The organism is Candidatus Kuenenia stuttgartiensis, from assembly GCF_900232105.1.
In the GTDB taxonomy this organism is placed as follows: Bacteria; Planctomycetota; Brocadiia; order Brocadiales; family Brocadiaceae; genus Kuenenia; species Kuenenia stuttgartiensis_A.
On sequence record NZ_LT934425.1, the window covers coordinates 3414817 to 3435894 of the forward strand.

General features: G+C 41.6%; 18 protein-coding genes and 4 pseudogenes. 17 read left to right on the plus strand and 5 right to left on the minus strand.

Annotation, left to right across the window (positions count from 1 at the left end; genetic code table 11):
* Positions 1–504: 504 nt before the first annotated feature.
* From KSMBR1_RS15990 to KSMBR1_RS16025, 8 genes and pseudogenes are all read left to right on the plus strand, one after another.
* Positions 505–663: a type II toxin-antitoxin system PemK/MazF family toxin gene (locus KSMBR1_RS15990; protein ID WP_099326212.1), complete on the plus strand. Its 159-nt coding sequence runs from the start codon at positions 505–507 to the stop codon at positions 661–663.
* Positions 612–821, plus strand: coding sequence for a type II toxin-antitoxin system PemK/MazF family toxin (locus KSMBR1_RS23620; RefSeq protein ID WP_099326213.1), 210 nt, complete (start codon positions 612–614; stop codon positions 819–821). The genes KSMBR1_RS15990 and KSMBR1_RS23620 overlap by 52 nt, the downstream gene beginning before the upstream one ends.
* Before the next feature lie 212 nt (positions 822–1033).
* Entirely contained in the window at positions 1034–1330 is a 297-nt protein-coding gene (locus KSMBR1_RS16000) for a BrnT family toxin (RefSeq protein ID WP_099326214.1), read from the plus strand.
* The gene (locus KSMBR1_RS16005) at positions 1296–1541 is read left to right on the plus strand and encodes a hypothetical protein (RefSeq protein WP_099326215.1); all 246 of its coding nucleotides are present in this window, start codon (positions 1296–1298) and stop codon (positions 1539–1541) included. Before KSMBR1_RS16000 ends, KSMBR1_RS16005 begins: the two co-directional genes overlap by 35 nt.
* Before the next feature lie 247 nt (positions 1542–1788).
* Positions 1789–2847 carry a hypothetical protein gene (locus tag KSMBR1_RS16010; RefSeq protein WP_157820658.1) on the plus strand — a complete coding sequence of 353 codons (1059 nt, stop codon included), beginning with the start codon at positions 1789–1791 and terminating at the stop codon, positions 2845–2847.
* A 201-nt stretch (positions 2848–3048) separates the two neighbouring features.
* Complete coding sequence (locus KSMBR1_RS16015; protein ID WP_099326217.1) at positions 3049–3321, plus strand: BrnT family toxin; 273 nt, start codon at positions 3049–3051, stop codon at positions 3319–3321.
* Positions 3308–3574, plus strand: a complete 267-nt coding sequence (locus KSMBR1_RS16020) for a hypothetical protein (RefSeq protein WP_099326218.1) — start codon at positions 3308–3310, stop codon at positions 3572–3574. The genes KSMBR1_RS16015 and KSMBR1_RS16020 overlap by 14 nt, the downstream gene beginning before the upstream one ends.
* A gap of 52 nt (positions 3575–3626) precedes the next feature.
* Positions 3627–4682: pseudogene (locus tag KSMBR1_RS16025) on the plus strand (DNA methyltransferase); the annotation flags it as partial.
* 22 nt (positions 4683–4704) lie between these two features.
* Here KSMBR1_RS16025 and KSMBR1_RS16030 read toward each other — a convergent pair.
* Complete coding sequence (locus KSMBR1_RS16030) at positions 4705–5742, minus strand: IS630 family transposase (protein ID WP_099326220.1); 1038 nt, start codon at positions 5740–5742, stop codon at positions 4705–4707.
* Positions 5743–5840: 98 nt separating this feature from the next.
* Between KSMBR1_RS16030 and KSMBR1_RS23625 the strand changes: the two are divergent.
* From KSMBR1_RS23625 to KSMBR1_RS16055, 4 genes and pseudogenes are all read left to right on the plus strand, one after another.
* Positions 5841–6134, plus strand: a pseudogene (locus KSMBR1_RS23625) (DNA methyltransferase); the annotation flags it as partial.
* 570 nt (positions 6135–6704) lie between these two features.
* Positions 6705–8003, plus strand: coding sequence for a group II intron reverse transcriptase/maturase (ltrA, locus tag KSMBR1_RS16040; protein ID WP_099326221.1), 1299 nt, complete (start codon positions 6705–6707; stop codon positions 8001–8003).
* Positions 8000–9142 (plus strand): hypothetical protein, encoded by a 1143-nt coding sequence (locus KSMBR1_RS16045; RefSeq protein WP_197705224.1) that lies wholly within the window; start codon positions 8000–8002, stop codon positions 9140–9142. The genes ltrA and KSMBR1_RS16045 overlap by 4 nt, the downstream gene beginning before the upstream one ends.
* A 294-nt stretch (positions 9143–9436) precedes the next feature.
* A pseudogene (locus KSMBR1_RS16055) lies at positions 9437–9697 on the plus strand (KilA-N domain-containing protein); the annotation flags it as partial.
* Positions 9698–9826: 129 nt separating this feature from the next.
* Here the strand turns inward: KSMBR1_RS16055 and KSMBR1_RS16060 are convergent.
* Positions 9827–11563, minus strand: a complete 1737-nt coding sequence (locus KSMBR1_RS16060) for an IS1634 family transposase (RefSeq protein WP_099323573.1) — start codon at positions 11561–11563, stop codon at positions 9827–9829.
* Between the two features lie 247 nt (positions 11564–11810).
* Between KSMBR1_RS16060 and KSMBR1_RS22760 the strand changes: the two genes are divergently transcribed.
* The 3 genes and pseudogenes from KSMBR1_RS22760 (at position 11811) to KSMBR1_RS23635 (ending at position 15014) form a co-directional block, all read left to right on the plus strand.
* Positions 11811–12107 carry a GxxExxY protein gene (locus KSMBR1_RS22760; RefSeq protein WP_230405687.1) on the plus strand — a complete coding sequence of 99 codons (297 nt, stop codon included), beginning with the start codon at positions 11811–11813 and terminating at the stop codon, positions 12105–12107.
* A 37-nt stretch (positions 12108–12144) separates the two neighbouring features.
* Positions 12145–12234, plus strand: a complete 90-nt coding sequence (locus KSMBR1_RS23630) for a hypothetical protein (protein WP_419470178.1) — start codon at positions 12145–12147, stop codon at positions 12232–12234.
* A gap of 72 nt (positions 12235–12306) precedes the next feature.
* A pseudogene (locus KSMBR1_RS23635) lies at positions 12307–15014 on the plus strand (DEAD/DEAH box helicase).
* Positions 15015–15192: 178 nt separating this feature from the next.
* Here the strand turns inward: KSMBR1_RS23635 and KSMBR1_RS16075 are convergent.
* Positions 15193–15747 carry a GNAT family N-acetyltransferase gene (locus KSMBR1_RS16075; protein ID WP_099326222.1) on the minus strand — a complete coding sequence of 185 codons (555 nt, stop codon included), beginning with the start codon at positions 15745–15747 and terminating at the stop codon, positions 15193–15195.
* A 400-nt stretch (positions 15748–16147) separates the two neighbouring features.
* On the opposite strand from KSMBR1_RS16075, the gene ahcY reads away from it, so the two are divergent.
* Both ahcY and KSMBR1_RS16085 read left to right on the plus strand, forming a co-directional pair.
* Positions 16148–17548, plus strand: coding sequence for an adenosylhomocysteinase (gene ahcY, locus KSMBR1_RS16080; protein ID WP_099326223.1), 1401 nt, complete (start codon positions 16148–16150; stop codon positions 17546–17548).
* 338 nt (positions 17549–17886) lie between these two features.
* Positions 17887–18171 carry a MoaD/ThiS family protein gene (locus KSMBR1_RS16085; RefSeq protein WP_099326224.1) on the plus strand — a complete coding sequence of 95 codons (285 nt, stop codon included), beginning with the start codon at positions 17887–17889 and terminating at the stop codon, positions 18169–18171.
* 294 nt (positions 18172–18465) lie between these two features.
* Here KSMBR1_RS16085 and KSMBR1_RS16090 read toward each other — a convergent pair whose 3' ends face one another.
* Both KSMBR1_RS16090 and KSMBR1_RS16095 read right to left on the minus strand, forming a co-directional pair.
* Complete coding sequence (locus KSMBR1_RS16090) at positions 18466–19935, minus strand: B12-binding domain-containing radical SAM protein (RefSeq protein ID WP_099326225.1); 1470 nt, start codon at positions 19933–19935, stop codon at positions 18466–18468.
* Positions 19936–19955: 20 nt separating this feature from the next.
* The gene (locus tag KSMBR1_RS16095) at positions 19956–21035 is read right to left on the minus strand and encodes a glycosyltransferase family 9 protein (RefSeq protein ID WP_157820659.1); all 1080 of its coding nucleotides are present in this window, start codon (positions 21033–21035) and stop codon (positions 19956–19958) included.
* Positions 21036–21078 lie beyond the last annotated feature (43 nt).

Below are 21078 nucleotides of genomic sequence, written 5' to 3' on the forward strand. Positions count from 1 at the left end.
ACGGACAAACAAGGTTTGTCCGTGCGTAATTATTCAGCTTAAACACGGATTGGCAAAATCACCTGATGAGTGGCTGTATTCCAGCTTTCATCGCCAGGTAAAGCAAGGCGCTATAATAGCGATTGGGGAGCAGGTACTGAAATGAAATTAAATTTAACGTAAAAGTAGAACACGAATAATTTAATTTGATTTGTTGGGTTTCGCTTTCAGACTGGGCCAAATGGCCATTTTCCAGAGATTGCTATACAATAAATTAATACCCTTGTGTAATATTGTGGCAAAATTGGAATCATCGTTAGTCTCTGCTTATCCCGGAAAGGAGCTAAGAATGCAAGTTGTTTTGAATGCGCCTTAAAGTTTCGAAAACCTGTCAATACAAGAAAAAGAGCATTTGATTCAAGAATTACAACAGGAATTGATGACTAGATCGGAGATGATTGAGGGCTTCAAAAAACCTGTAGAGGATTTCGAGGATTGGGAAAAATTAGGATTTGAGGACGAAGAATGGAACTGAAAAAAGGCGATATTGTTCTCGTCCAAGCCCCCGCTAACCCTTCAGGCACTGAAATTCAAAAAACACGGCCAGCCGTCGTTGTTTTCCCCCAAAAGAAATGGCTATACACGGCAATCGAGCCATTGTTATTCCAATTACCGGCAATGTAAGTAAAATCTATCCTTTTGAGTTCCTGATTAAATCAAAATATTTGTTCAACGAGTCTAAGGGTTGCTGCGACCAAATTCAAACCGTAAGTACAAAGAGAATCATAAAAAATACGGAGACATTTCAAATTCAGAAATGGAAGCACTTGATAAGGCTTTGAAAAATATCTTACGATTAAAATAGAAAGGCACTTTTTTATTTTCCACTGTTTTTTATCCATTAAATAAAGCAAGGCGCTTATGATAGCAATTAGGGAGCAGGTACTGAGATTAAATTTGACGTAAACGTAGGGCATGAATAATTTAATTTGTTGGGTCTCGCCTTACTCAACCCAACCTACACAACGATAATTAAATCAAAAAGAGATGAAACATGCTTTTGTTTGATTGGGATCCAATCAAGGCGGGAAGGAATATAAATATTCACGGCGTATCTTTTGATGAGGCAAGCACTGCTTTCAAAGATATCCTGTCATTAACGATTTATGATCCTTTGCACTCTGACGAAGAGGACCGGTTCATTTTAATTGGAAATTCCTGTAAAAATCGTCTTTTGGTAATTGTTCATACGGAAAGAGAAGATAAAATCAGAATAATCAGCGCAAGAAAAACAACAAAAAACGAAAGGAAACAATATGAAGAGAAAGCAAAAAGATCCAGACATGCTTGAAGAGTACGATTTCAGCAAAGGGATTCAGGGAAAATATGCAAAAAAATACAATGAAGGAACAAATGTCGTGGTTATAGATCCGGATGTTGCAAAGTTTTTCCCTGACCACGACTCTGTAAATGAGGCATTGAGATCATTAACCGAAATTATTAAAAGGCAAAAAAGGACGTCCAACAAGTCCCCCCATCGGACGGTTGATAGCCGACGCTGAGTTTAATCGTTGAGTGACCAATTCCAGCTTTCATTGCTACTTAAAACTAAATGTGACGTAAAGGTAGGACATGAATATTTTAATTTGTTGGGTTTCGCTTTACTTATCCCAACCTACACAACTTGAACAGATAACATCCGGCTCGACCCGGCCGGGAATAGCATCTGTGGTTTTTGCAATGGCGGTTGCCCCTGCGTGCCCTCCATTTCGTTTGCTTCTTAAATAACGACAAATATTACTGATGATAATGGATGATAAGATTATTAATGAAGCCATTCAATTCTTGATAGATGGCGGAGAACAAGAGGCAGCAGATATTCTCAAAATGTGCTCTGTGGAAAATTGTGAAGTTGTAGATTCCTGGATGAATGGGAGTAATCAATTGGACGGTTTATCTATAGAACTGCGAGGCCCTCGCACGGCATATGAGATTCTTTCAAGACATGACCATCCATTGGGAGAAGAAATATTATATGCCTTTTCGGCTATCCTTCCTGGCAGCACTTATATTAAGAACTTACGAATACGTGCGGTCACTTTGCCAGAGGAAACTCGTATGCAGATAAACAATACTATACCTATGCCTGAGTTGAAGGAATTAATTCAAAAGATAGAGTCGCAAAAAGGGTTGATGATTGCAGTTGCCACCGGAGGTCCTAAGATTAAAGATGTTAATGCCCAGTATAACCACAGACGATTTGAAATTCTGCAAAAATTGCAGGATATGGGGATTGACGCCCCAAATCCTTATCATGATCTTTGGGGTTGGTACGGAAAGTGGAGCGACGGTAGTCTCCCCAGTTGGCAAGCAAGAAGAAATTATATTGGCACTCTTTATCAGCCATTGTTGGATGCCCTAACGATGAAAAGCAAAACAACTTCGACAGTTCAGCCGCAAGAACCTACTGGTTGGGCGCGGGTTGATCGTAACGTCGATAAGATAAATAATGCATTAGCCTATGCAGAAAATGAGGAAGATTTTCAAACGGTTGGCTTTTTATGTAGAGAAGCTATTATTTCATTGGCTCAAGCAGTTTACGACTCAACGAAACATAGCAGTGTTGACAGCATATCGCCTAGTAATACTGATGCAGCGAGAATGCTGGAAAGCTACATAGCCGCAGAGTTAGCTGGAAACTCCAATGAGACACACCGGAAGTTTGCCAAAACAACTGTTCAGCTTGCAGTAGGCCTTCAGCATAAGCGCACAGCAAGCTTCCGAGAAGCCGCTCTCTGCGCGGAGGCGACAAGAGCAATCATCAATACCATTGCGATTATGTCAGGGCAAAGGGATCCTGAGAAATAAGAAAAGCTAACGAATCATTCAATCCGACCATGAATAGCGCTCGTTTGAGTTTGGAGAAAATAGGGACAGCGACTGTTAAACAAATGGTCCAAATTCCCGGTTCCCAATTTCTAAGAATAACAGTGGGATTAATTACTGTCATAAATTATAAATTTGCTTAACGCTATCCAATTATTGATATAATATTTAAAGGAACATGAAATGAAATTCGAATGGGATCCGAAGAAAGCACGCTCAAATTTGCGAAAGCACAAGGTCTCATTCGAGGAAGCTTCAATGGCGTTGAGTGACCCTATGGCTGCAACTGGCGCTGACCCGGATCATTCTATTGGCGAATGCAGATACATTACTTTCGGCGTTTCGGAACGAGGTCGGTTATTAGTGGTCGCACACACCGAGCGAGGCGAGACTATACGAATTATAAGCGCTCGCATAGCGGGCAAAGGAGAGCGAAAGATTTATGAAGAAGGTTAAACAGACAGAAAAAGATGAATTGCGTGCGGAGTATAAACGTTCAGACTTCCCAGTCCCTTTGGTGCGTGGCAAGTATGTAAGTCGCCTGCGTAAGTCATCAAATGTTATTATTCTTAAACCGGAAGTTGCTGAGGCTTTTCCAAACGAAGAAGCCGTTAATACTGCACTTCTGTCATTGATAAAGCTTGCGCAAAAAACTACACGCTTAACAAAACGCTCAACCGGACGCGTAAAAAAGCTGCATGCCGGTTAGCTATGCGTTAGCCCGCTAAACAACCCTGATCAGAAACAAAGGGATGTTGTAAATGAAACTTACTGATACCGAAAAACGCGAAATACTGAAACTTATTGAAGCGGATAAGCCGCTACCCGATAAGTACCGCTTTATGCTCTTTGACGACAAGCGTGAGGTGGAACTGGTATGGAACGGCAAAACCAGTGAAGTGACTAATCTCGTTTTGCCTTTTCAGGTAATCGAACAGGTGGATGAACCTCGTAATTCGAAACCGATAATGGCCGTCAATAAACGCAAATCCGGAAAGGTTATTGGTGATCATTCCCGTACCGCCGCAGTTGACAAATATCCTGTTCAACGTCCGCTTTTCGACACAAGAGGCCGTCAGAAATCCGGATGGACGAACAAACTCATCTGGGGCGACAACAAGCTCATTCTTTCATCCCTGAAAAACGGCCCCCTCCGCGCGGAAATTGAAAAGGAGGGCGGCATTAAGCTCATCTGCATCGACCCGCCATTTGATGTGGGCGCGGATTTCTCGATGGACATAGAGATCGGCGACGACACCTTCACCAAGAAACCCAATGTGCTGGAAGAACTGGCATACCGCGATACCTGGGGCAAGGGCGCTGACAGCTTCATCGCCATGATCTACGAACGCCTTGTGCTGATGCGGGATTTGCTGGTGGAAAATGGGAGTATTTATGTGCATTGTGATTGGCGGGTGAATTCCTTCATGAGGCTTGTCATGGAGGAAGTTTTCGGTACAAGTGTTTATCGAAATGAAATTCGTTGGAAAAGACAGCCTCCTCGTGGAGCAAAAGCCATATCGCGCCAGTATGCTCGTTCATCAGACAGTATGCTGTATTACACAAAAAGTGATTCATATACATGGAACGCACAATTTAAAGAATACGATCAAAAATACATTCTGTCGAAATTTAACAAGCAAGATAAGGATGGTCGTTGGTATAGAATAGATAACATTGGTGACTACTCTGAAAAGTCGATAGCGGAGTTCCGTAAAAAAGGACGAATATATGACTATCCATCTGGTAAGGTTGGATTAATTCGTTATCTTGATGAAGCAAAAGGCGAAGCAATTACAGATATATGGTTGGATATTAATGAAGTTATAGTCAAACAAATCAGATTTTCGAAATTTGCTCGCCAATAATTTGAAAATTTTCAGTTAAAAGAGTAGACAATTCATCTGTATACTCGTTAATATTTTTGAAAAAACTTAAACATTTGTTTTTAAACTTCTCATAAGTATCATAATACTTGTTATACAATATTTTTTTGCGAAAGAATTTCCATAATCTTTCAATGAGATTTAAATTGGGCGAATAGGAAGGGAGAAATTTGATCTTTATTCTCGAATTTGCAAGGTATTCTTTGACCAACTTAGACCTGTAATATTTAGCATTATCAGAGATTATGTAAATAGTACCGGCTTGAGCATACCTTGACTCTATTTCATGGAAAAGCTTTATTGTTGATTGAGCATTGATGCTTTCATCTTCCCGGATTGTTACTTCAAAGGTTTCTATGTCAATAGCCCCGTTTAAATTTATTCTTTTCCTGCCGGTATTAGAGGGTATTTCCTTCTTTTTGCCTTTCTCTATCCAGCAATATGCAGACGTAGAATTGTGCTGTGGATGAACTCCATCCATAAAAAGTATCTTATCTCCAGGGGCTTTCTCTTCTTTGAGTTGTTTGTAGTTTTCGATAAATTCTTTTTGTTTTTCAGGGTTTGCTTTGCCTGGAACTATTGTAGTTTTCTTGTAAGTAAAGCCTAATCTATCGAGGGTATGTACCATTCCTTCGGGTGTATAGATTTTATTGAATGTCTGTTTTACATATTCAACAATTTCTTTTGCCGCACTATAGTTGTTTTTCCTGATATGATCTTTTAATTGTTCTTCTTGTTCGCAGGTGAGTTTTGGCACACAGCCAATATAATTGTCAGATAAAAGCCCGTCAAAACCTTTATCTTTGTATAGTTTTTCGTAATTCCTGATTGTTTGATCGTCTAACAAGAGCGCCTCTGCTACTTCTTCATAACTCCATCCTGAATCAAGAAGAAGTATAGCTTTGATTTGGTCGGCATGACGTCTATGAGGCTCTTTCTTATGTGCTTTTTTAAATTCTATTCGGGTTTTTTCACTGAGAAATGGATTCATGCAGAATTTAATACTCTAGAAACAATTCAAATGCAAGAAAAAAACAGGTTCTTCTAAAAATAAATGCTTTTTACTATAATTCTCAAGCCCTTGAAGATACGAAGTACGCGACCCAAAAGCCCGAAGCCCTGCTCGAACGTATTATAAAGGCATCCTCCAACGAAAACGACATCGTTGCGGATTTTTTCTGCGGTTCCGGCACCACGCCGGCTGTGGCCGAAAAACTGGGGCGTAAGTGGATCGGCGCAGACCTAGGCAAGTTTGCTATCCATACCACCCGCAAGCGCATGATTGGCGTTCAGCGTCAGCTTAAAGAAGATGGCAAGGACTTCCGCGCCTTTGAGATACTCAACCTCGGTAAGTACGAGCGGGCGCATTACATCGGCGTTTCCTCATTTATTGAACCGCGAATAGACGCTAATGGACGCAAATCAAAACAAAAAGACATTAGCGTTAATTCGGTACGCCAAGAAGCGTATATATATCAGTTGGTGCAAATCCAACCCGCCAATTGACCGTTCGGGCGGTAGTGAAAGAGGCAGAAAACCTCACGGGAGAACGTAAACAGCGATGAATACGTTCGAGTCCCCTGTAGCGAGCAGTCAGACCGTAGCGCAAGCGAACACGCAGGCTTCGTTACGCTAAAAATACGATAGATGAGCCTCCCGGATTGGGCGAAATCTGTAATCGCATAGGTAGAAAGAGACAAACGGTAGAACTATGCGGTGTCGTCGGAGTTGAGAGTGACGGTATGACTGTAAAAGGTATATATATGAACTTGGGAGGTCTCATTGTTCAGGTTGATGACCGTAACGCATACTATAAGGGAAGCCGAAGGGTATAGCGGGATAATGAGAAGTCGGAGATGCCCATAGTAGTGAAGATGGTGAAGACAACATAACTTCACCGTAGCGAAGGGGCATTACTTCAGTTAACGTTTACAAAGAAAGGAGGAAATTGTATTGGGAGACCTACAAGCAATACCGAAATCGCAAATGAGCGATGATGAAAGAGTCCGAGACTTTCAGCGTAAACTATATCGAAAAGCCAAACAGGAAGAAGGATTTCGCTTTTATGTATTGTATGACAAGGTGAGAATGTTGCATTTTTTGAGAGAGGCGTACAAGCGCTGCAAAGCCAATGGAGGAAGCGCCGGGGCAGACGGGATTACATTTGAAGATGTGGAGTCATACGGGGTGGAGAAGTTTCTTGGAGAGATAATAGAGGAACTTGAAAACAAAACCTACGAACCACAGCCGGTACTGAGAGTGTACATACCTAAAACCAACGGTAAGACACGACCATTGGGAATCCCTGTGATAAAAGACAGGGTAGTGCAGATGAGTGTAAAGCTTGTAATAGAGCCGATATTCGAAGCAGACTTTGAAGATAGCTCCTACGGATTCCGACCGGGACGTTCAGCGGGCGATGCTGTGAGGAAAATCAAAGAAAAACTGCGAGAAGGGAAAACAGAGGTATTTGACGCAGACCTGAGTTCTTATTTTGACACAATACCGCACAAGGAATTGTTACTGTTAATAGGGATGAGGATAAGCGACAAGAACGTACTGCACTTGATAAAAATGTGGTTAAAAGCACCGGTGATAGAGGAAGGCAAACCAGGAGGCGGGAGGAAAAATAAGATAGGAACACCGCAGGGAAGCGTAATATCACCATTATTAGCAAACATATATCTGCACATGCTCGACAAAGCAGTCAATAGAGAGAATGGGGTTTTCTATAAGTATGGGATAACAATCATACGTTATGCGGATGATTGGGTATTGATGGCAAAGCGAATACCTCGTGAAGCATTAGACTATCTCAACAGGTTGTTAAAGAAGTTAAAGCTGAGTCTTAACGAGGATAAGAGTAAAATAGTAAAAGCTGAAGAAGAGAGCTTTGACTTTCTCGGACATACCATATCCTTCTCAGAAGATTTGTTTGGTAGGAAACACAAGAAATACTGGAACATAGAACCAAGCAGGAAATCACAGAAGAAGGTTAGGGAAAAGATAGGAAACTACCTAAAGAGCAATGGGCATAAAGCGGCGGAAAAAGTAGCTAATGAACTGAATGCAATAACAAGAGGATGGATAAATTACTTCACAATAAAGGGAGTAACGTATCCAAACAAGGCGAAAAGAGACCTACGATATTATCTTTTCAGGAGATTAACGAGATATTATAAGAGGAAAAGTCAGCGCAGGAGCAAGCTCTATAATCGAGGAGCGTTTAAGGAATTAGTCAATAGATATTGACTAATAGACCCGACAAAATATGTTCCTGCCAGACAACCTGTGAAAGCTTAAGAAGAAGACTGTCGGAAAGCCGTGTGCGGGAAAATTGCATGCACGGTTTGACGAGGGGGGCAGATGATAAGTATATGGCGGAGATATGGTGGCACTGGCGGGAAACCAGCCAGCAAACAGAGAAAACAAACTTCTGCCTAAGTTCTAGTCGTCTGTTTCTACTCTACCGTTCATTAGCGGTTACTGATCTTTCCCGCGAAGAAATGAAGCGTCGAATCATTGAGCAGAAGGAAAAGGACTTTATCGCCCTGATTCTCAAAGCCTACAAGGCCGAGACGGTGGATAACTTCAGGTGCTTCCACGGCAAGAAGGCAGGGCGTATTGTCGCAGTGGGTCCGGTCAATCTGCCTGTCACCCGTTTGTTTGTGGAAGAAATCATCCTCGAATGCCGCGAAAAGCGCATCAGCCGTGTGGACATCCTTGCCTTTGAGTTTGAGATGGGTCTTTTCCCCAACATTCAGGAAGAAGCCAAGTCCAAGGGCATCGACCTTGCACTCAAATACATTCCCCGCGAGGTCTTTGATAAACGCGCCATCGAAAAAAATCAAATCGTCTTCCATGATGTTTCATATATCGAAGTCAAGCCTCATGTGAAAAAGAACAGCATCGCAGTTGAACTAACCGATTTTTCCGTATTCTACAATCAGGATACGGTGAACAACGCCGCTGCTTCACTCGGCAACGGCAAGAACAAGATCGTTGTGGAATGCGGCAAGATCATTAAGGTTTCAAAAGACAAGGATGGCATCGTTACCCGCGATGTCCTCACTAAAAAATGGATGGACTGGATTGACTACTGGAGCGTGGATTTTAACTTCGAATCCAAGCGTGAGATTGTCCGCACAAAAAATGAAGCTACCGGAGAAATGGAGGAGGTGTGGACGGGCGACTTTATATTTGAAAACGAATGGCAATCGTTCCGCACAAAGAAAGACCGGTCGCTGGAACTAAAAACATCATTTCACGACTGCCAGCCCGGACGGTATAAAATTGCCGTCAAGGTGGTGGATATTTTCGGGAACGACACCATGAAGATTATTGATGTCAGCGTGGGGGGGGAAATAATAGGGAAGATCGAAATTAATTAGGGCGAATTTGCCATAATTAAAAGGCATGAAGGATATTAACATGACAAAAATCAATGTTTTAGACAAAGACAGCACAATTTATGTATAAAATGATGAGGATTATATCTGCCTGACGGATATGGCCAGGTACAAAGACCCTGATCCTACAGATTACATTATCCAGAATTGGCTTGCAGCCGTACAACGATTGAGTTTTTGGGAATTTGGGAAAAATTGAATAACCCGGAGTTTAAAACCCGTCGAATTCAACGGGTTTAGAAAGTTTGATCATAATTCCACAAACAGGAGATTGCAATGGCAGAGAAAATATCTGTACAGGGCAATGAAATTAGCATCATCTCAAGGGAGCAAGAGGATTATATTTCATTGACCGATATCGCCAAATATCGAAACAAACAAGAACCATTTGCGATTATCAATAATTGGATGCGAAATAGAAGCACGATTGAGTTCCTGGGTTTGTGGGAAAAGTTAAGCAATCTCGATTTTAAACCTCTCGAATTCGAGAGGTTTAAAAGTGAAGCCGGAAGTAATTACTTTGTTCTGTCGCCTCAAAGCAGGGCGAACGGCTCGTAAATCTGAATAAAATCGCCATTCAACAGATGAAACTCCTAGCGTGAGTTTATCACAAAATAAGGCATGAAGCAACGTAACATAAATACAGTCAATGCGTTAAGCACAACATCAATTGTATACACTGAGTCCTTGAAGTTTCAGCCGATGTTTGTGGAAATCCATAATGCCTAACGCATTCATCAACAGAGATTCCTTGTCGGACATTTCTTCCAATTTGTAGGTAGCCTTAACTCTCCCTCTGGCCTTTGTTTCTTCAAGCATAGCAGAAAGCCTTATATTATTAAGGGTGTCTAACAGGGTATCTAACGTTCCACTAAATTGTGCGTGCGCTTTTGCCTGATACCACACAATCGCCGCCATTAGGTATCCGAGGACGCAAATAAAAAAATGCACCCTGATTTTCTGATCCGTCCAGTGAAATTGCGGTTTTAAAGCAAGGTGATAGGGGTTCTTGAGATTTCTAAAGGCATGTTCAATTTTTGATTGCCCATAGTAGGCTTTTATAATGTCCGCGGTATCCCAATCGTGATGGTCTGTCATAAGAATCCTGAACCCCAGTTCCCCTTCTATTTCTTCGAGCTTTTTCTGGTCGATTGAAAAATTCAATTGAAACTTGCCTTCAGATACCTCTTTTAACGACCAATCGATAACATCCTTCGCAAATTGACATTTCACTACACTTCTTATCGTATCCTCCAGACCCTCTTTGTCCCGCATCTTTCCCTTTGGATTACACAGATGCTGCTGTAAGAGCTTTAACTGATGTTCTGCCTTTTCCAGAGACTGAGACATTCCCCTTAATTGCCCAACCTTTAATTTCTCGGAAATAAATACGACAACGGTTCTTTCCTGCCCCCAAATAACCCGTTTGTCATGGTACACCTGTATCTTACTGCCGTCAACGTCATATTCCCTGAAATTACACATGGCATCCCCTACCAACTGCTTGTGATGATACGGTGTAAGCGCTCCAACGTAATGCAATGCCAATCTCTCTACAATAGCCATATTGTCCATGGAATTGTTTCCACGATCAAAAACAATAGTGTGCTTTTTGCTGTCGAAACCTAATCCGGTCATCCTGTCTTTTATCGTCTCAAGAACCGCGCTGAACACCTTTGCATCCGCCATGTTCCCCTGATAGGTATGGTGAAACAACGGTATCATGTCGTTACGTGTAACGACCATCGCCAACCCGACCTGCCTGAGATCGTATCGCTTTTGTTTGTTTTTCCCCCGCCGGGCAATAGTGCATCGCAGATTAGTTGTGTCGATATACGTGAAAAAATTGGTTGTATCAAAAAACAGTGTGTCGCTTTGAAGGTTGTATGTTTTAAATGTCTTTTCAATTAATTCGCGCTCGATTTCTGCAATGGATTCTTCAGGAAGTGCATCCATCAAATCCCAGAAATGCTGACTGTCTATTTTACTCAAGCTGTGTCTGAGTAAGTATTCGGCAGTAGTCGTCTTTGCCCAATCCCACCATCCTCTTTTGCTGGTAGGCACACACACTCTCCCCACGGCACCCAACAAGAGGGTACTTCCGGCGGTCAGATTATTTCGAACAGGTTTTTTAGCACAATACTGCCGTGGCGACTTTATATATTTATTAATCACGGAAGGGACGTCCAGGGCATTGGCCACACTTAGCAATGCGGCTACCGCGCCATGTGAATAAGATTTGAGCCGTAATTTTTCGGTAAGACCTTGCAGTTGTTTTAATAAATCGTCTGCCTTGCCAAGATAGGCCAGGACGATGGGCCTGGGCTTGCCGTTAACGCGCCGCGATTCGACAATATACCAATATTTATAACCTCTGGAGTTTTTAGATTGAATGGTAGCCATGGCTATTAGTTGTTAGTGTATACGTAATAGATTAATACTCCGTGTATAATAGTATATACAGGCATATAATGCAATATAAATATAGTATTATTCAGTGTATACATAATTTTTTAGACAAAAAAAGTCGCAACCCGATACAAATCATTGGATTGCAACTTGATGTCTTTGTCTTACACCTTATTTCGTGATAAACTCACGCTAGCCGATGACAGGGGTATTAAAAAACTCAAAGATATAGGAACCGCCAATGGACGCTAATGAACGCGAATGGAATAATGAATTACTTTTTAAAAATGAGGTTTTCAAGATAATTGGAGCGGGAATGGCTGTCTCGAATACGCTTGGATGCGGTTTTCTTGAGGCGGTATATCAAGAAGTTATGGAAATAGAATTGGAAGAAAATGGAATTCCTTTTGAACCGCAAAAAAGAATACAAATTTCATATAAAGACAGAATTTTAAAAAAAGAATATGTAGCTGATTTTTTATGTTTTGAGAAGATAATCGTTGAAATCAAGGCTATAAAAAAAATAACTGAAAATTGAAGAAGCTCAACTGCTTAACTATCTAAATGCAACAAAATTGCCGCTGGGACTAATTGTAAACTTCGGCGGTAAAAAACTTGAATGGAAAAGATATGCAAATACAAAAGGAACCGCTAATGAACGCTAATGAACGCGAATACGAATATTTTTTATTAGCGTCCATTCGCGTGTATTCGCGGTTAACCCGGAGAGATGATTAATGGCAATTCATCCTTCTTTCCCCACATCCCCATACGAAATACTCAATCCGGAATATCGCTGGTTTCCGGCGGATGAAACCTTGCGAGAGACAAGCTACGAAAAGCTGCTGCCGCCTCTCGTTTCCAAAATTCGCAAAGAAGTTAAAGCATGGCGAGACAATTATTATGAAGGGGCTTCTGCAACATCTAAAGCCCTGCTTTCGTGGTGGTTTCACACGGAGCATATACTTCCCGGGGCTGACGGGATGATGGTTGAATTCCGGTATTACTTTGCCCAGCGGGAAGCCATCGAGACCGTCATTTACCTCTACGAAGTCGCCAAGGTCAAAGATAAGTATGACCTGATCCGCTATGACTCCTCCGGTGCGGTATCGACCGGCATGTTCGATGAGGAATGGCTCCGCCTTGTGATAAAAATGGCGACCGGAAGCGGGAAGACCAAGGTTATGAGTCTCATAATAACATGGTGCTATTTCCATAAACTCTACGAAGCATATTCAAAACTTTCCACCAACTTTCTTGTCATTGCCCCAAACATCATTGTCCTTGACCGCCTGCGTGCCGACTTTGACGGCTTAAAAATCTTCTGGAATGATCCTCTGTTGCCCGACAACGGCTACGAAGGGCAGAACTGGCAGGATGATTTCCAGATGACCCTGCATATCCAGGATGATGTTTCTATTATTCGTAAATCAGGCAACCTCTTTCTGACCAACATTCACCGCGTCTATGCCGGAAATGATATTGAACCGAGTTTTGAAGACGAAAATCTTGAGGATTATTTTCTCGGCAAGCGTCCGTCCGGTAAAACTACCGATTCAAAGGTTGATCTTGGCGTGATTGTCCGCGAGATTGATGAGATTGTCGTTATTAATGATGAAGCTCATCATATACATGACTCGTCCATGACTCGCGGCTGGCGTGGTTTAAATCCATTGAAGATATCCATAACCGGCTCAAACAGAAAGGACATTTTCTTTCTCTGCAAATCGACGTCACCGCGACGCCGAAGCACAATAACGGCGCAATCTTCGTTCAAACCGTATGCGATTATCCGCTGGTTGAAGCGATTACCCAAAACGTGGTGAAACGTCCCGTACTTCCTGATTTGGCAAGCAGGACAAAGCTTGCCGAAGTGAAAAGCTCCCGTTACACGGAAAAATACGCCGATTATATTGCCCTCGGTGTTGAAGAATGGCGCAAGGTTTATTGTGAACATGAAAAGCTTGGCAAGAAGACTGTGCTGTTCGTCATGACCGACGACACTAAGAACTGCGACGATGTTGGCGAATACCTCGAAAGTACCTACCCGGAATTCAAGGATGCGGTACTGGTCATTCATACCAACAACAACGGTGAAGTGTCTGAATCCGATGCAAAGAAGAGTAAAGATGAGTTGGAGAAACTACGCAAGGCATCCAATCAGATAGACAGTTGGGAAAGTCCGTATAAAGTGATCGTTTCTGTTCTTATGCTCAAAGAAGGATGGGACGTCCGCAATGTGACAACCATCGTCGGGCTTCGTGCCTATGCCGCAAAAAGCAATATCCTCCCGGAACAGATTCTCGGCAGGGGTATTCGCCGGATGTATCCGGGCGAGGATACGATCGAATACGTCAGCGTGGTCGGCATCGAAGCGTTTATGGACTTCGTGGAATCTATCCGGAGTGAAGGCGTTGAACTGGAACGTAAACCGATGGGAAGCGGAACAGCCCCCAAAGCACCTATCATCATTGAGGTTGATAACGAAAATACCAAAAAAGACATTGACAAGCTGGATATTGAAATCCCTATCCTTTCACCGCGCATCTATCGTGAATACAAATGCCTTGAGGCCCTGGAGCCTTCTTCCTTCTGGGCTAAGAAAATCGTTTACCGGCAGTTTTCAGAGGAAGAAAAACGGGAAATAGTGTTCAAGGATATCACCACCGGGGAAATCAACCATACGACATTATTGGACTCCAGTGCGGTAACGGACTATCGGAGTGTCATCGGATATTTTACGCAAATCATCATGAAAGACCTGCGGCTTATTAGCGGATACGACGTTCTTTATGGCAAGGTAAAGGATTTTGTATCTCTGCACCTGTTCGATTCTATGGTTGATATTGACGACCTGAATACCCTCCGCAACCTTTCTGAACTTTCGGCAACCAAGACCATCATTGAGACCTTCACTAAGAAAATCAATGAATTGACAGTTCAGGACAAAGGAAGCGCGGAAATCCGGGATCATATAAAGCTCAGGCAGACTCGTCCGTTTGTTGTCAGGGAGCAGGGCTTTCTTGTTCCGCAGAAAAGTCTGTTCAACAAGATTATCGGAGATAGTCACCTTGAACTGCTTTTTGCTTCATTTCTCGAAAAATGTACCGACGTTATTTCCTATGCAAAGAATTATCTGGCAGTGCATTTCACAATTGACTATGTGAACGCGGGCGGCAACATTTCCAATTATTATCCTGATTTTATAGTGAAGGTGAGCGATAAGGACTTATTCATTGTTGAAACAAAAGGCATTGAAGACCCGGATGTTCCCCTGAAAATGGCTCGTTTGAAAAAATGGTGCGAAGATATCAACGCCTCACAAAATAAAGCACGCTTTGATTATGTATTCGTTGATGAGGAGGATTTCAAGAAATATAAACCGGATTCATTTTCAAGTCTTATAAAGAATTTCAGGAAATATAAAGATGACAAGGCCGGCTAATACCTACAATGTCCCCTTTTGTCATGGAAAAAGAATTTCCATTGAGGACGGCTGTATGATTGGAGAAAAAGGAACGGCAATTATTTATTGCAGTAACACTTTAGTATTTTGAAAAAATACCATGAAAAGCTCCGTTAGGAGCGGTATATTTGTAGATAAGCTTATTGCATAATGGTGTTCACTTCTGCAAATCATGAGGTACTATGGAAAATAGGACGGAGTCGTATATCGTGTCACGCACTACATGGCGATTTCGCAGAATGCCTTCCCTGACGGCGCCTGCCTTCTCCGCAACCCGCTGACTTGCCTTGTTTGGCACTGCCACGACTATTTCCAGGCGCGTGAATCCTATCGTTTCAAGTCCAAACCGGCTGAGGAGTTTTACGGTAGCGGTAGCTATGCCTTGTCCTGTACGGCTTGAACGAATCCAGTAACCAAGATTGGCAAAGTTGTGCTTCCGGTTTATTTGGTCAAGCACGCAACCACCAAGAAAGGTATTGTCTTTCGTATCAAATATGACAAAATCATATTCAATACCATCCGACCACATTTGGGCTCTGGTACTAAGCCATGATGTACAGTCAGACATTGAGTAGTCGGGATGGCACCATGGCGCCCACTTTATCATTTCCTCTATTGAATCTCTCACACCTTCGTAGATTACGGCAGCGTCTTTCAACTGGCAGGGGCGTATGATAATATTACCGTCGGTAAGTTCGAATTTCGATTTCATGTTATTTTGGCGTTGTTTATCAAAAGATTTTTTTGCTAAAGAGTCGCTAAGGGTGCAAGGAAATTGCCTTACGTTCAGTGTTTCACGGTAAACTCTTTGGTTGCGGTTCTACAGTTCTTAATGACGATTGTCAGTGTTTGAATAATTACAAAAAAACAGAAAATATTCAACTTAAATTGGAGTTAAGGCAACATCGGTTCTTTTCGGGGAATTCTTACAACATTTTGTATTATAATAAGATAAGTATAGATAATATTTGGGAAAATGGTTGAATATTTCTCAGCATTCCTTATAATAAAGTGCTCTTATGAAATGAGAAAATTAATGTTTTGTTTGCCGAGTATACTCTGCGAACATTGTGTATTAGTGCAATTTTGGCCTTGTCAAAAAGGAGTTTAAAATGGTTATGTTGGATTACAAAAAAGCCGACGTTAGTTCTAAGCAGGATTACAAAGTGGCGGATATCGGTCTTGCAGACTGGGGATATCGCGAGATTGCCCTGGCGGAAGCTGAGATGCCCGCCTTGATGAATCTCAGGAAAAAATATGAGAAAGAGCAGCCGCTTAAGGGTGCTAAAATCATCGGCTGTATCCACATGACAATCCAAACAGCCGTATTGATCAAAACGCTTCGCGCTCTCGGTGCTGAAGTTCGCTGGTCATCGTGTAATATTTTTTCCACACAAGACCATGCGGCCGCAGCTATTGCGGATTCCGGTATTGCCGTTTACGCATGGAAGGGTCAGACGGAAAAAGAGTATGAGTGGTGTATTGAGCAGACTATTCTGAAAGAAGGCAAGCCCTGGGATGCTAATATGTTGCTAGATGACGGCGGAGATCTTACTGCAATGGTTCATGAGAAATATCCTGAGATGCTTGAAAAAATACATGGCATTACAGAAGAGACGACTACCGGCGTTCACCGTTTGCACGAAATGTTAATAAAAGGGGAGCTTAAGGTTCCCGCGGTAAATGTCAATGACGCTGTAACCAAATCTAAAAATGATAATAAATATGGATGCCGCCACAGTTTAAATGATGCTATTAAACGTGGCACCGATATTCTTCTTTCCGGTAAAAAGGCGCTTGTTATTGGTTATGGTGATGTTGGCAAGGGTTCCGCCCAGAGTTTGCGGCAGGAAGGCATGATTGTGAGCATTTCTGAAATAGACCCCATATGTGGTATGCAGGCATGTATGGACGGATATGAGGTGGTTTCTCCTTACAAAGACGGAATAAATAATGGTTCTGCGGAAGGTATAAACAAACAATTGTTGGCCAAGACCGATCTGATTGTAACGACGACAGGCAATGTAAATGTATGCGACCGTCATATGCTGTCTGCTATTAAACGCGGGGCAGTCGTTTGTAATATTGGACATTTTGACCTGGAGATTGACACTAAATTTATGCGTGAAAACTGGAGGTGGGAAGAGGTGAAACCGCAGGTTCACCAGATATACAGATCCGATGACCCTGAAGATTATATTATTCTTCTTTCTGAAGGACGGCTTGTAAACCTTGGCAATGCTACAGGTCATCCCTCACGTGTTATGGATGGGTCATTCTCAAATCAAGTGCTTGCACAGATGTACCTCTATCGTGAGGCATGGGCAAGCAAACCCAAATCAGAGCGTAGCCCGGTGTATATTAAGGTTCTTCCAAAAAAACTGGATGAGGAGGTTGCCGCTGAAATGGTGAAAGGCTTTGGAGGAGTGATTACCCGTATGACCAAACAGCAGTCTGAATATATCAACACCCCTGTAGAAGGGCCGTTCAAACCGGATACGTACCGGTACTAACTTTTTTGATCTTAGCATCTTTGTGTGGATATTTTCAAAAAGCCAAATTACCGCTAAATTTCTAATTTGTTTGTAATATAAGCGGTTTTCCGCGTGGTGCAAATTATAAATTAATAAAAGAGAAATCACAGATTTTCCAGATTAGAAAAATCGTAAATCGTAAATCTGTGTGGATTTGTCCTGTGGGATAAACTCATTCCACAGGGCAGGCTTTGTTTATCAGACGGTCTGCGTTCCTCTTCATATCCAAGAGCCGAAAAACAAACAACGTGAACGAGTGAGCGATATTTTGGTGGGCGCCGCCCACCTTACCAGGGTTAATTTAAAGGAGCAAAATTATGTCGGTAACTGTGCGCATACCAACGCCTTTGAGAACCTTTACGGATGGAGTTGAGGAGGTAAAGGTAGAGGGAAAGAATATTGGCGAGATTATTAGCAATCTGGAAGCAAATTACAAAGGTATTAAAGAAAGGATTTGCGATGATTCCGGCCAGATAAGAAGGTTTATCAACTTTTATCTCAATGATGAGGATATCAGATTTCTCAATAATCTGGAAACACCGGTAAAAGACGGAGATTATATATCTGTAGTGCCAGCCATTGCCGGTGGCTGTCAGCTATAGCAATATTAGTGCAGGAACAGGGTAAAAGAGGCTGAGAATATTAATAATAGTTCAGCATATGCAGAATACATAAAGAATTATAATCTCATGCCCCTTTTTTAAGGATGATTTAGGGGGGTTACCATAAACACATATCCCTCTGTGTAAACCAGAATCAAACAAGGACGAAAAGGAGAAACCGGATTAAAATCAGTAATCGGCAGTCGCACAAGATTGCAGATATGAGATTGAGGATTTAGGATTTCACCATTAAATATTTTGCCAAAATTAGGGAATTAAAAGTGGTCGCTCAGTTCAGCATTGAATTTTTGGCTTCACATCAGAACCTCTTAGCAAATATTTTAAAAACGTCCTTGCTGATTTTAACGTCCTCTTTATTTCTCTTGGGTGTGTAATCATTTGTTTTAATTTGTAAAGAAGATAGCCAGGCCTTAGATAAAAAGACCGTCTTGCACCATCGCAGAACCTTACAAGATCATAGGATGATAATTCTTCCGTACTGATAACAGTATTATGCAAGCCTTCCGGCGTAAGCCACTCTGAGAAATTATCGGTAGTTATCAATCTTTTTTCCTTATACCATGTGTATGCTTCCGTTCCCGGATATACCATGACGGGATAAAATTGGGCAGTATCCGGATTCAGCCTTTTTGCAAGCTGTAGTGTTTCCTGAAGTGTTTCTTTTGTCTCGCCGGGAAGCCCTGCCATAAAGCAGCCATGTATTAACATCCCGGCTTTTTTTGCATTTGCCATGAAAGCCTCCATTTCCGCAAGACTCAGCTTTTTCTTCATGTTGTCAAGTACTTGCTGGCTTCCGCTTTCAAATCCGACGCAAAGTGACCGGCAGCCTGCCGTCTTCATTGTCCGCATTGTTTCGTAATCCAGACCAACCCTTGCATTTGCTGTCCATGAAATGTTCACTTTCTTTTGAATTATGCATTCTGCAAGTTCTTTACACCGTTTTTTATTAACAGTTAATGTATCATCCTCAAAAAAAACCGCCTTTGCCTGCGGGAAATTTTTTGTAATATATTCCATTTCCTCCACTACATTATTAATACTCCTTTGCCGAAAACCTCTGCCCATTAACGTTTGAGGATAAACACAAAAGGTACATGGGAAAGGGCATCCTCTGGAAGTGGTAATTGTGACCATTGGGTAGAGGGCGTTAGGATTAAAATAATTTTCTATACGGAGAAATTCTTTGTAAACCTTGCTTACGAAAGGCAATTCGTTGAGATTTTCAATATATGGCCTTCCCGGGTTGTGGATGATTTCATTGCCATTCCTATAGCTTATGCCACGAACGGTTTTCAGGTCGCCTTTTTCAGATAAAATTTTAGCGAGGTCATGCAGTGTGTAATCATATTCATTTCTGGCAACTGCATCAACGCTATTTTCTTTGTTAAGGACTTCCTCCGGAAGCGCTGATACGTGCGTTCCTACCAGTATTATGAAAGAAGACGGACAGGTTTCTTTTAATCTGCGGGCAACGGCAACGTCATTATCAATACTTGGCGTACTTGTATCAAGAACAATAAGGTTTGGCTGGAATGTGAGGGTTTTTTCAATAATGTCATCAATGGATAAACTATCTGCAGGCGCGTCCACGAGGTTAACTTCAAACCCTTTTTCTTCCAAAACGCCTGTTGCATATGCCAGCCACAGGGGAAAATAGAGCGTGCCGCTTTTGGTCACTGCAGGACTCCGCTGTGGACGGGAAAATTTTTTTAAATATGGGGGATTGATAAGTAAGACTTTCACTGCATCTGCCTTTCTAAAAATTAAATTCTTTGTTGTTGTGTACCAACGAAACGAATAACATTTTCATAATTAAAGTTTTTACTTAATAGCGATTTACATTCTTTGTAAACATCATTTGCAGAAATGTTTTCCATGCAAATAGGATTTGCACACCCGATAAAAATATCATTTCCATAACACGGACTGCATTCTACACGGCTTTGAATATATCTGCAAAATGGCAATTGGGGTGAAAGTAATTTTGAATTGCTGGGACCAAAAATACACACTGTCGGGATAGTGAGTGCGTAAGAAATGTGGAAGGGAGCAGAGTCATTTGTAACAAAAAGCCGGCACAATTTCATTAAATATCCCGTTTCATTAAAAGAATATTGGCCGCTTAAATCAAAAATAGCATCATTAAGTTCATCTTTTAGTGTCGTGTTTATTTTACGATCATCCATCGATCCAAAAAGCAGAAATCCATAACCGTCTGCAGAAAGCAATTTTGCCAGTTCAATAAATTTTTTAGCACCCCATTGTTTTATCAATACCGTATCGCGGGGATTTTTCCCGCCGCCGCAAAAAAGTCCAATTACATTAGATTTGTATTTTTCGAGAAAAGTACTCAGATTTTCAGGAATGCATACTTCTTTTATCTGAAAATCAAGCTTAGTTCCATTGCATGGTATGCACAATGGCTCTAACAATGTATTATATGCTCTGGCGGCATAATCGTTTTGTAGCACTGAAGGACAGATTTTGTGGGTAATAAAACTGCTATTGCCGAATCCGACCCTCGTTGTCGCCCCTATTAACCATGAAAGAAAATGTATATATTTTGATGCGCTGAAAATAATGATAGCTTCAAATTTGTATTTTCTTAATTCTAGTATTAAAGGGATAATTTTATATAATTTTTTTCCAAAAAGTGCATCGTCGTCTAATCGAAAAGTTTTTGTAAGGTAAGGATTATTGTACAGTGCTTCTGACGACCACCTACCGGTAAGATAATAAATCTTATTTGCCGGGTTATTTTTGTAAATTGCATGTATTGCCGGAGTCGTAAGCAATACATCACCGAAAGCATGGGTCTTGATTAATAAAATATTACTACTCATCTGCTTTGCTGCCATTCATCATAACGTTTAATGGCAGCATCCC

What these genes read in the sequence shown, in the direction of transcription:
- KSMBR1_RS15990 (WP_099326212.1), top strand. Translation starts at nt 505, where the DNA reads ATGGAACTGAAAAAAGGCGATATTGTTCTCGTCCAAGCCCCCGCTAAC.
- KSMBR1_RS23620 (WP_099326213.1), top strand. Translation starts at nt 612, where the DNA reads ATGGCTATACACGGCAATCGAGCCATTGTTATTCCAATTACCGGCAAT.
- KSMBR1_RS16000 (WP_099326214.1), top strand. Translation starts at nt 1,034, where the DNA reads ATGCTTTTGTTTGATTGGGATCCAATCAAGGCGGGAAGGAATATAAAT.
- KSMBR1_RS16005 (WP_099326215.1), top strand. Translation starts at nt 1,296, where the DNA reads ATGAAGAGAAAGCAAAAAGATCCAGACATGCTTGAAGAGTACGATTTC.
- KSMBR1_RS16010 (WP_157820658.1), top strand. Translation starts at nt 1,789, where the DNA reads ATGGATGATAAGATTATTAATGAAGCCATTCAATTCTTGATAGATGGC.
- KSMBR1_RS16015 (WP_099326217.1), top strand. Translation starts at nt 3,049, where the DNA reads ATGAAATTCGAATGGGATCCGAAGAAAGCACGCTCAAATTTGCGAAAG.
- KSMBR1_RS16020 (WP_099326218.1), top strand. Translation starts at nt 3,308, where the DNA reads ATGAAGAAGGTTAAACAGACAGAAAAAGATGAATTGCGTGCGGAGTAT.
- KSMBR1_RS16030 (WP_099326220.1), bottom strand. Translation starts at nt 5,742, where the DNA reads ATGAATCCATTTCTCAGTGAAAAAACCCGAATAGAATTTAAAAAAGCA.
- KSMBR1_RS16060 (WP_099323573.1), bottom strand. Translation starts at nt 11,563, where the DNA reads ATGGCTACCATTCAATCTAAAAACTCCAGAGGTTATAAATATTGGTAT.
- KSMBR1_RS22760 (WP_230405687.1), top strand. Translation starts at nt 11,811, where the DNA reads ATGGACGCTAATGAACGCGAATGGAATAATGAATTACTTTTTAAAAAT.
- KSMBR1_RS16075 (WP_099326222.1), bottom strand. Translation starts at nt 15,747, where the DNA reads ATGAAATCGAAATTCGAACTTACCGACGGTAATATTATCATACGCCCC.
- ahcY (WP_099326223.1), top strand. Translation starts at nt 16,148, where the DNA reads ATGGTTATGTTGGATTACAAAAAAGCCGACGTTAGTTCTAAGCAGGAT.
- KSMBR1_RS16085 (WP_099326224.1), top strand. Translation starts at nt 17,887, where the DNA reads ATGTCGGTAACTGTGCGCATACCAACGCCTTTGAGAACCTTTACGGAT.
- KSMBR1_RS16095 (WP_157820659.1), bottom strand. Translation starts at nt 21,035, where the DNA reads ATGAGTAGTAATATTTTATTAATCAAGACCCATGCTTTCGGTGATGTA.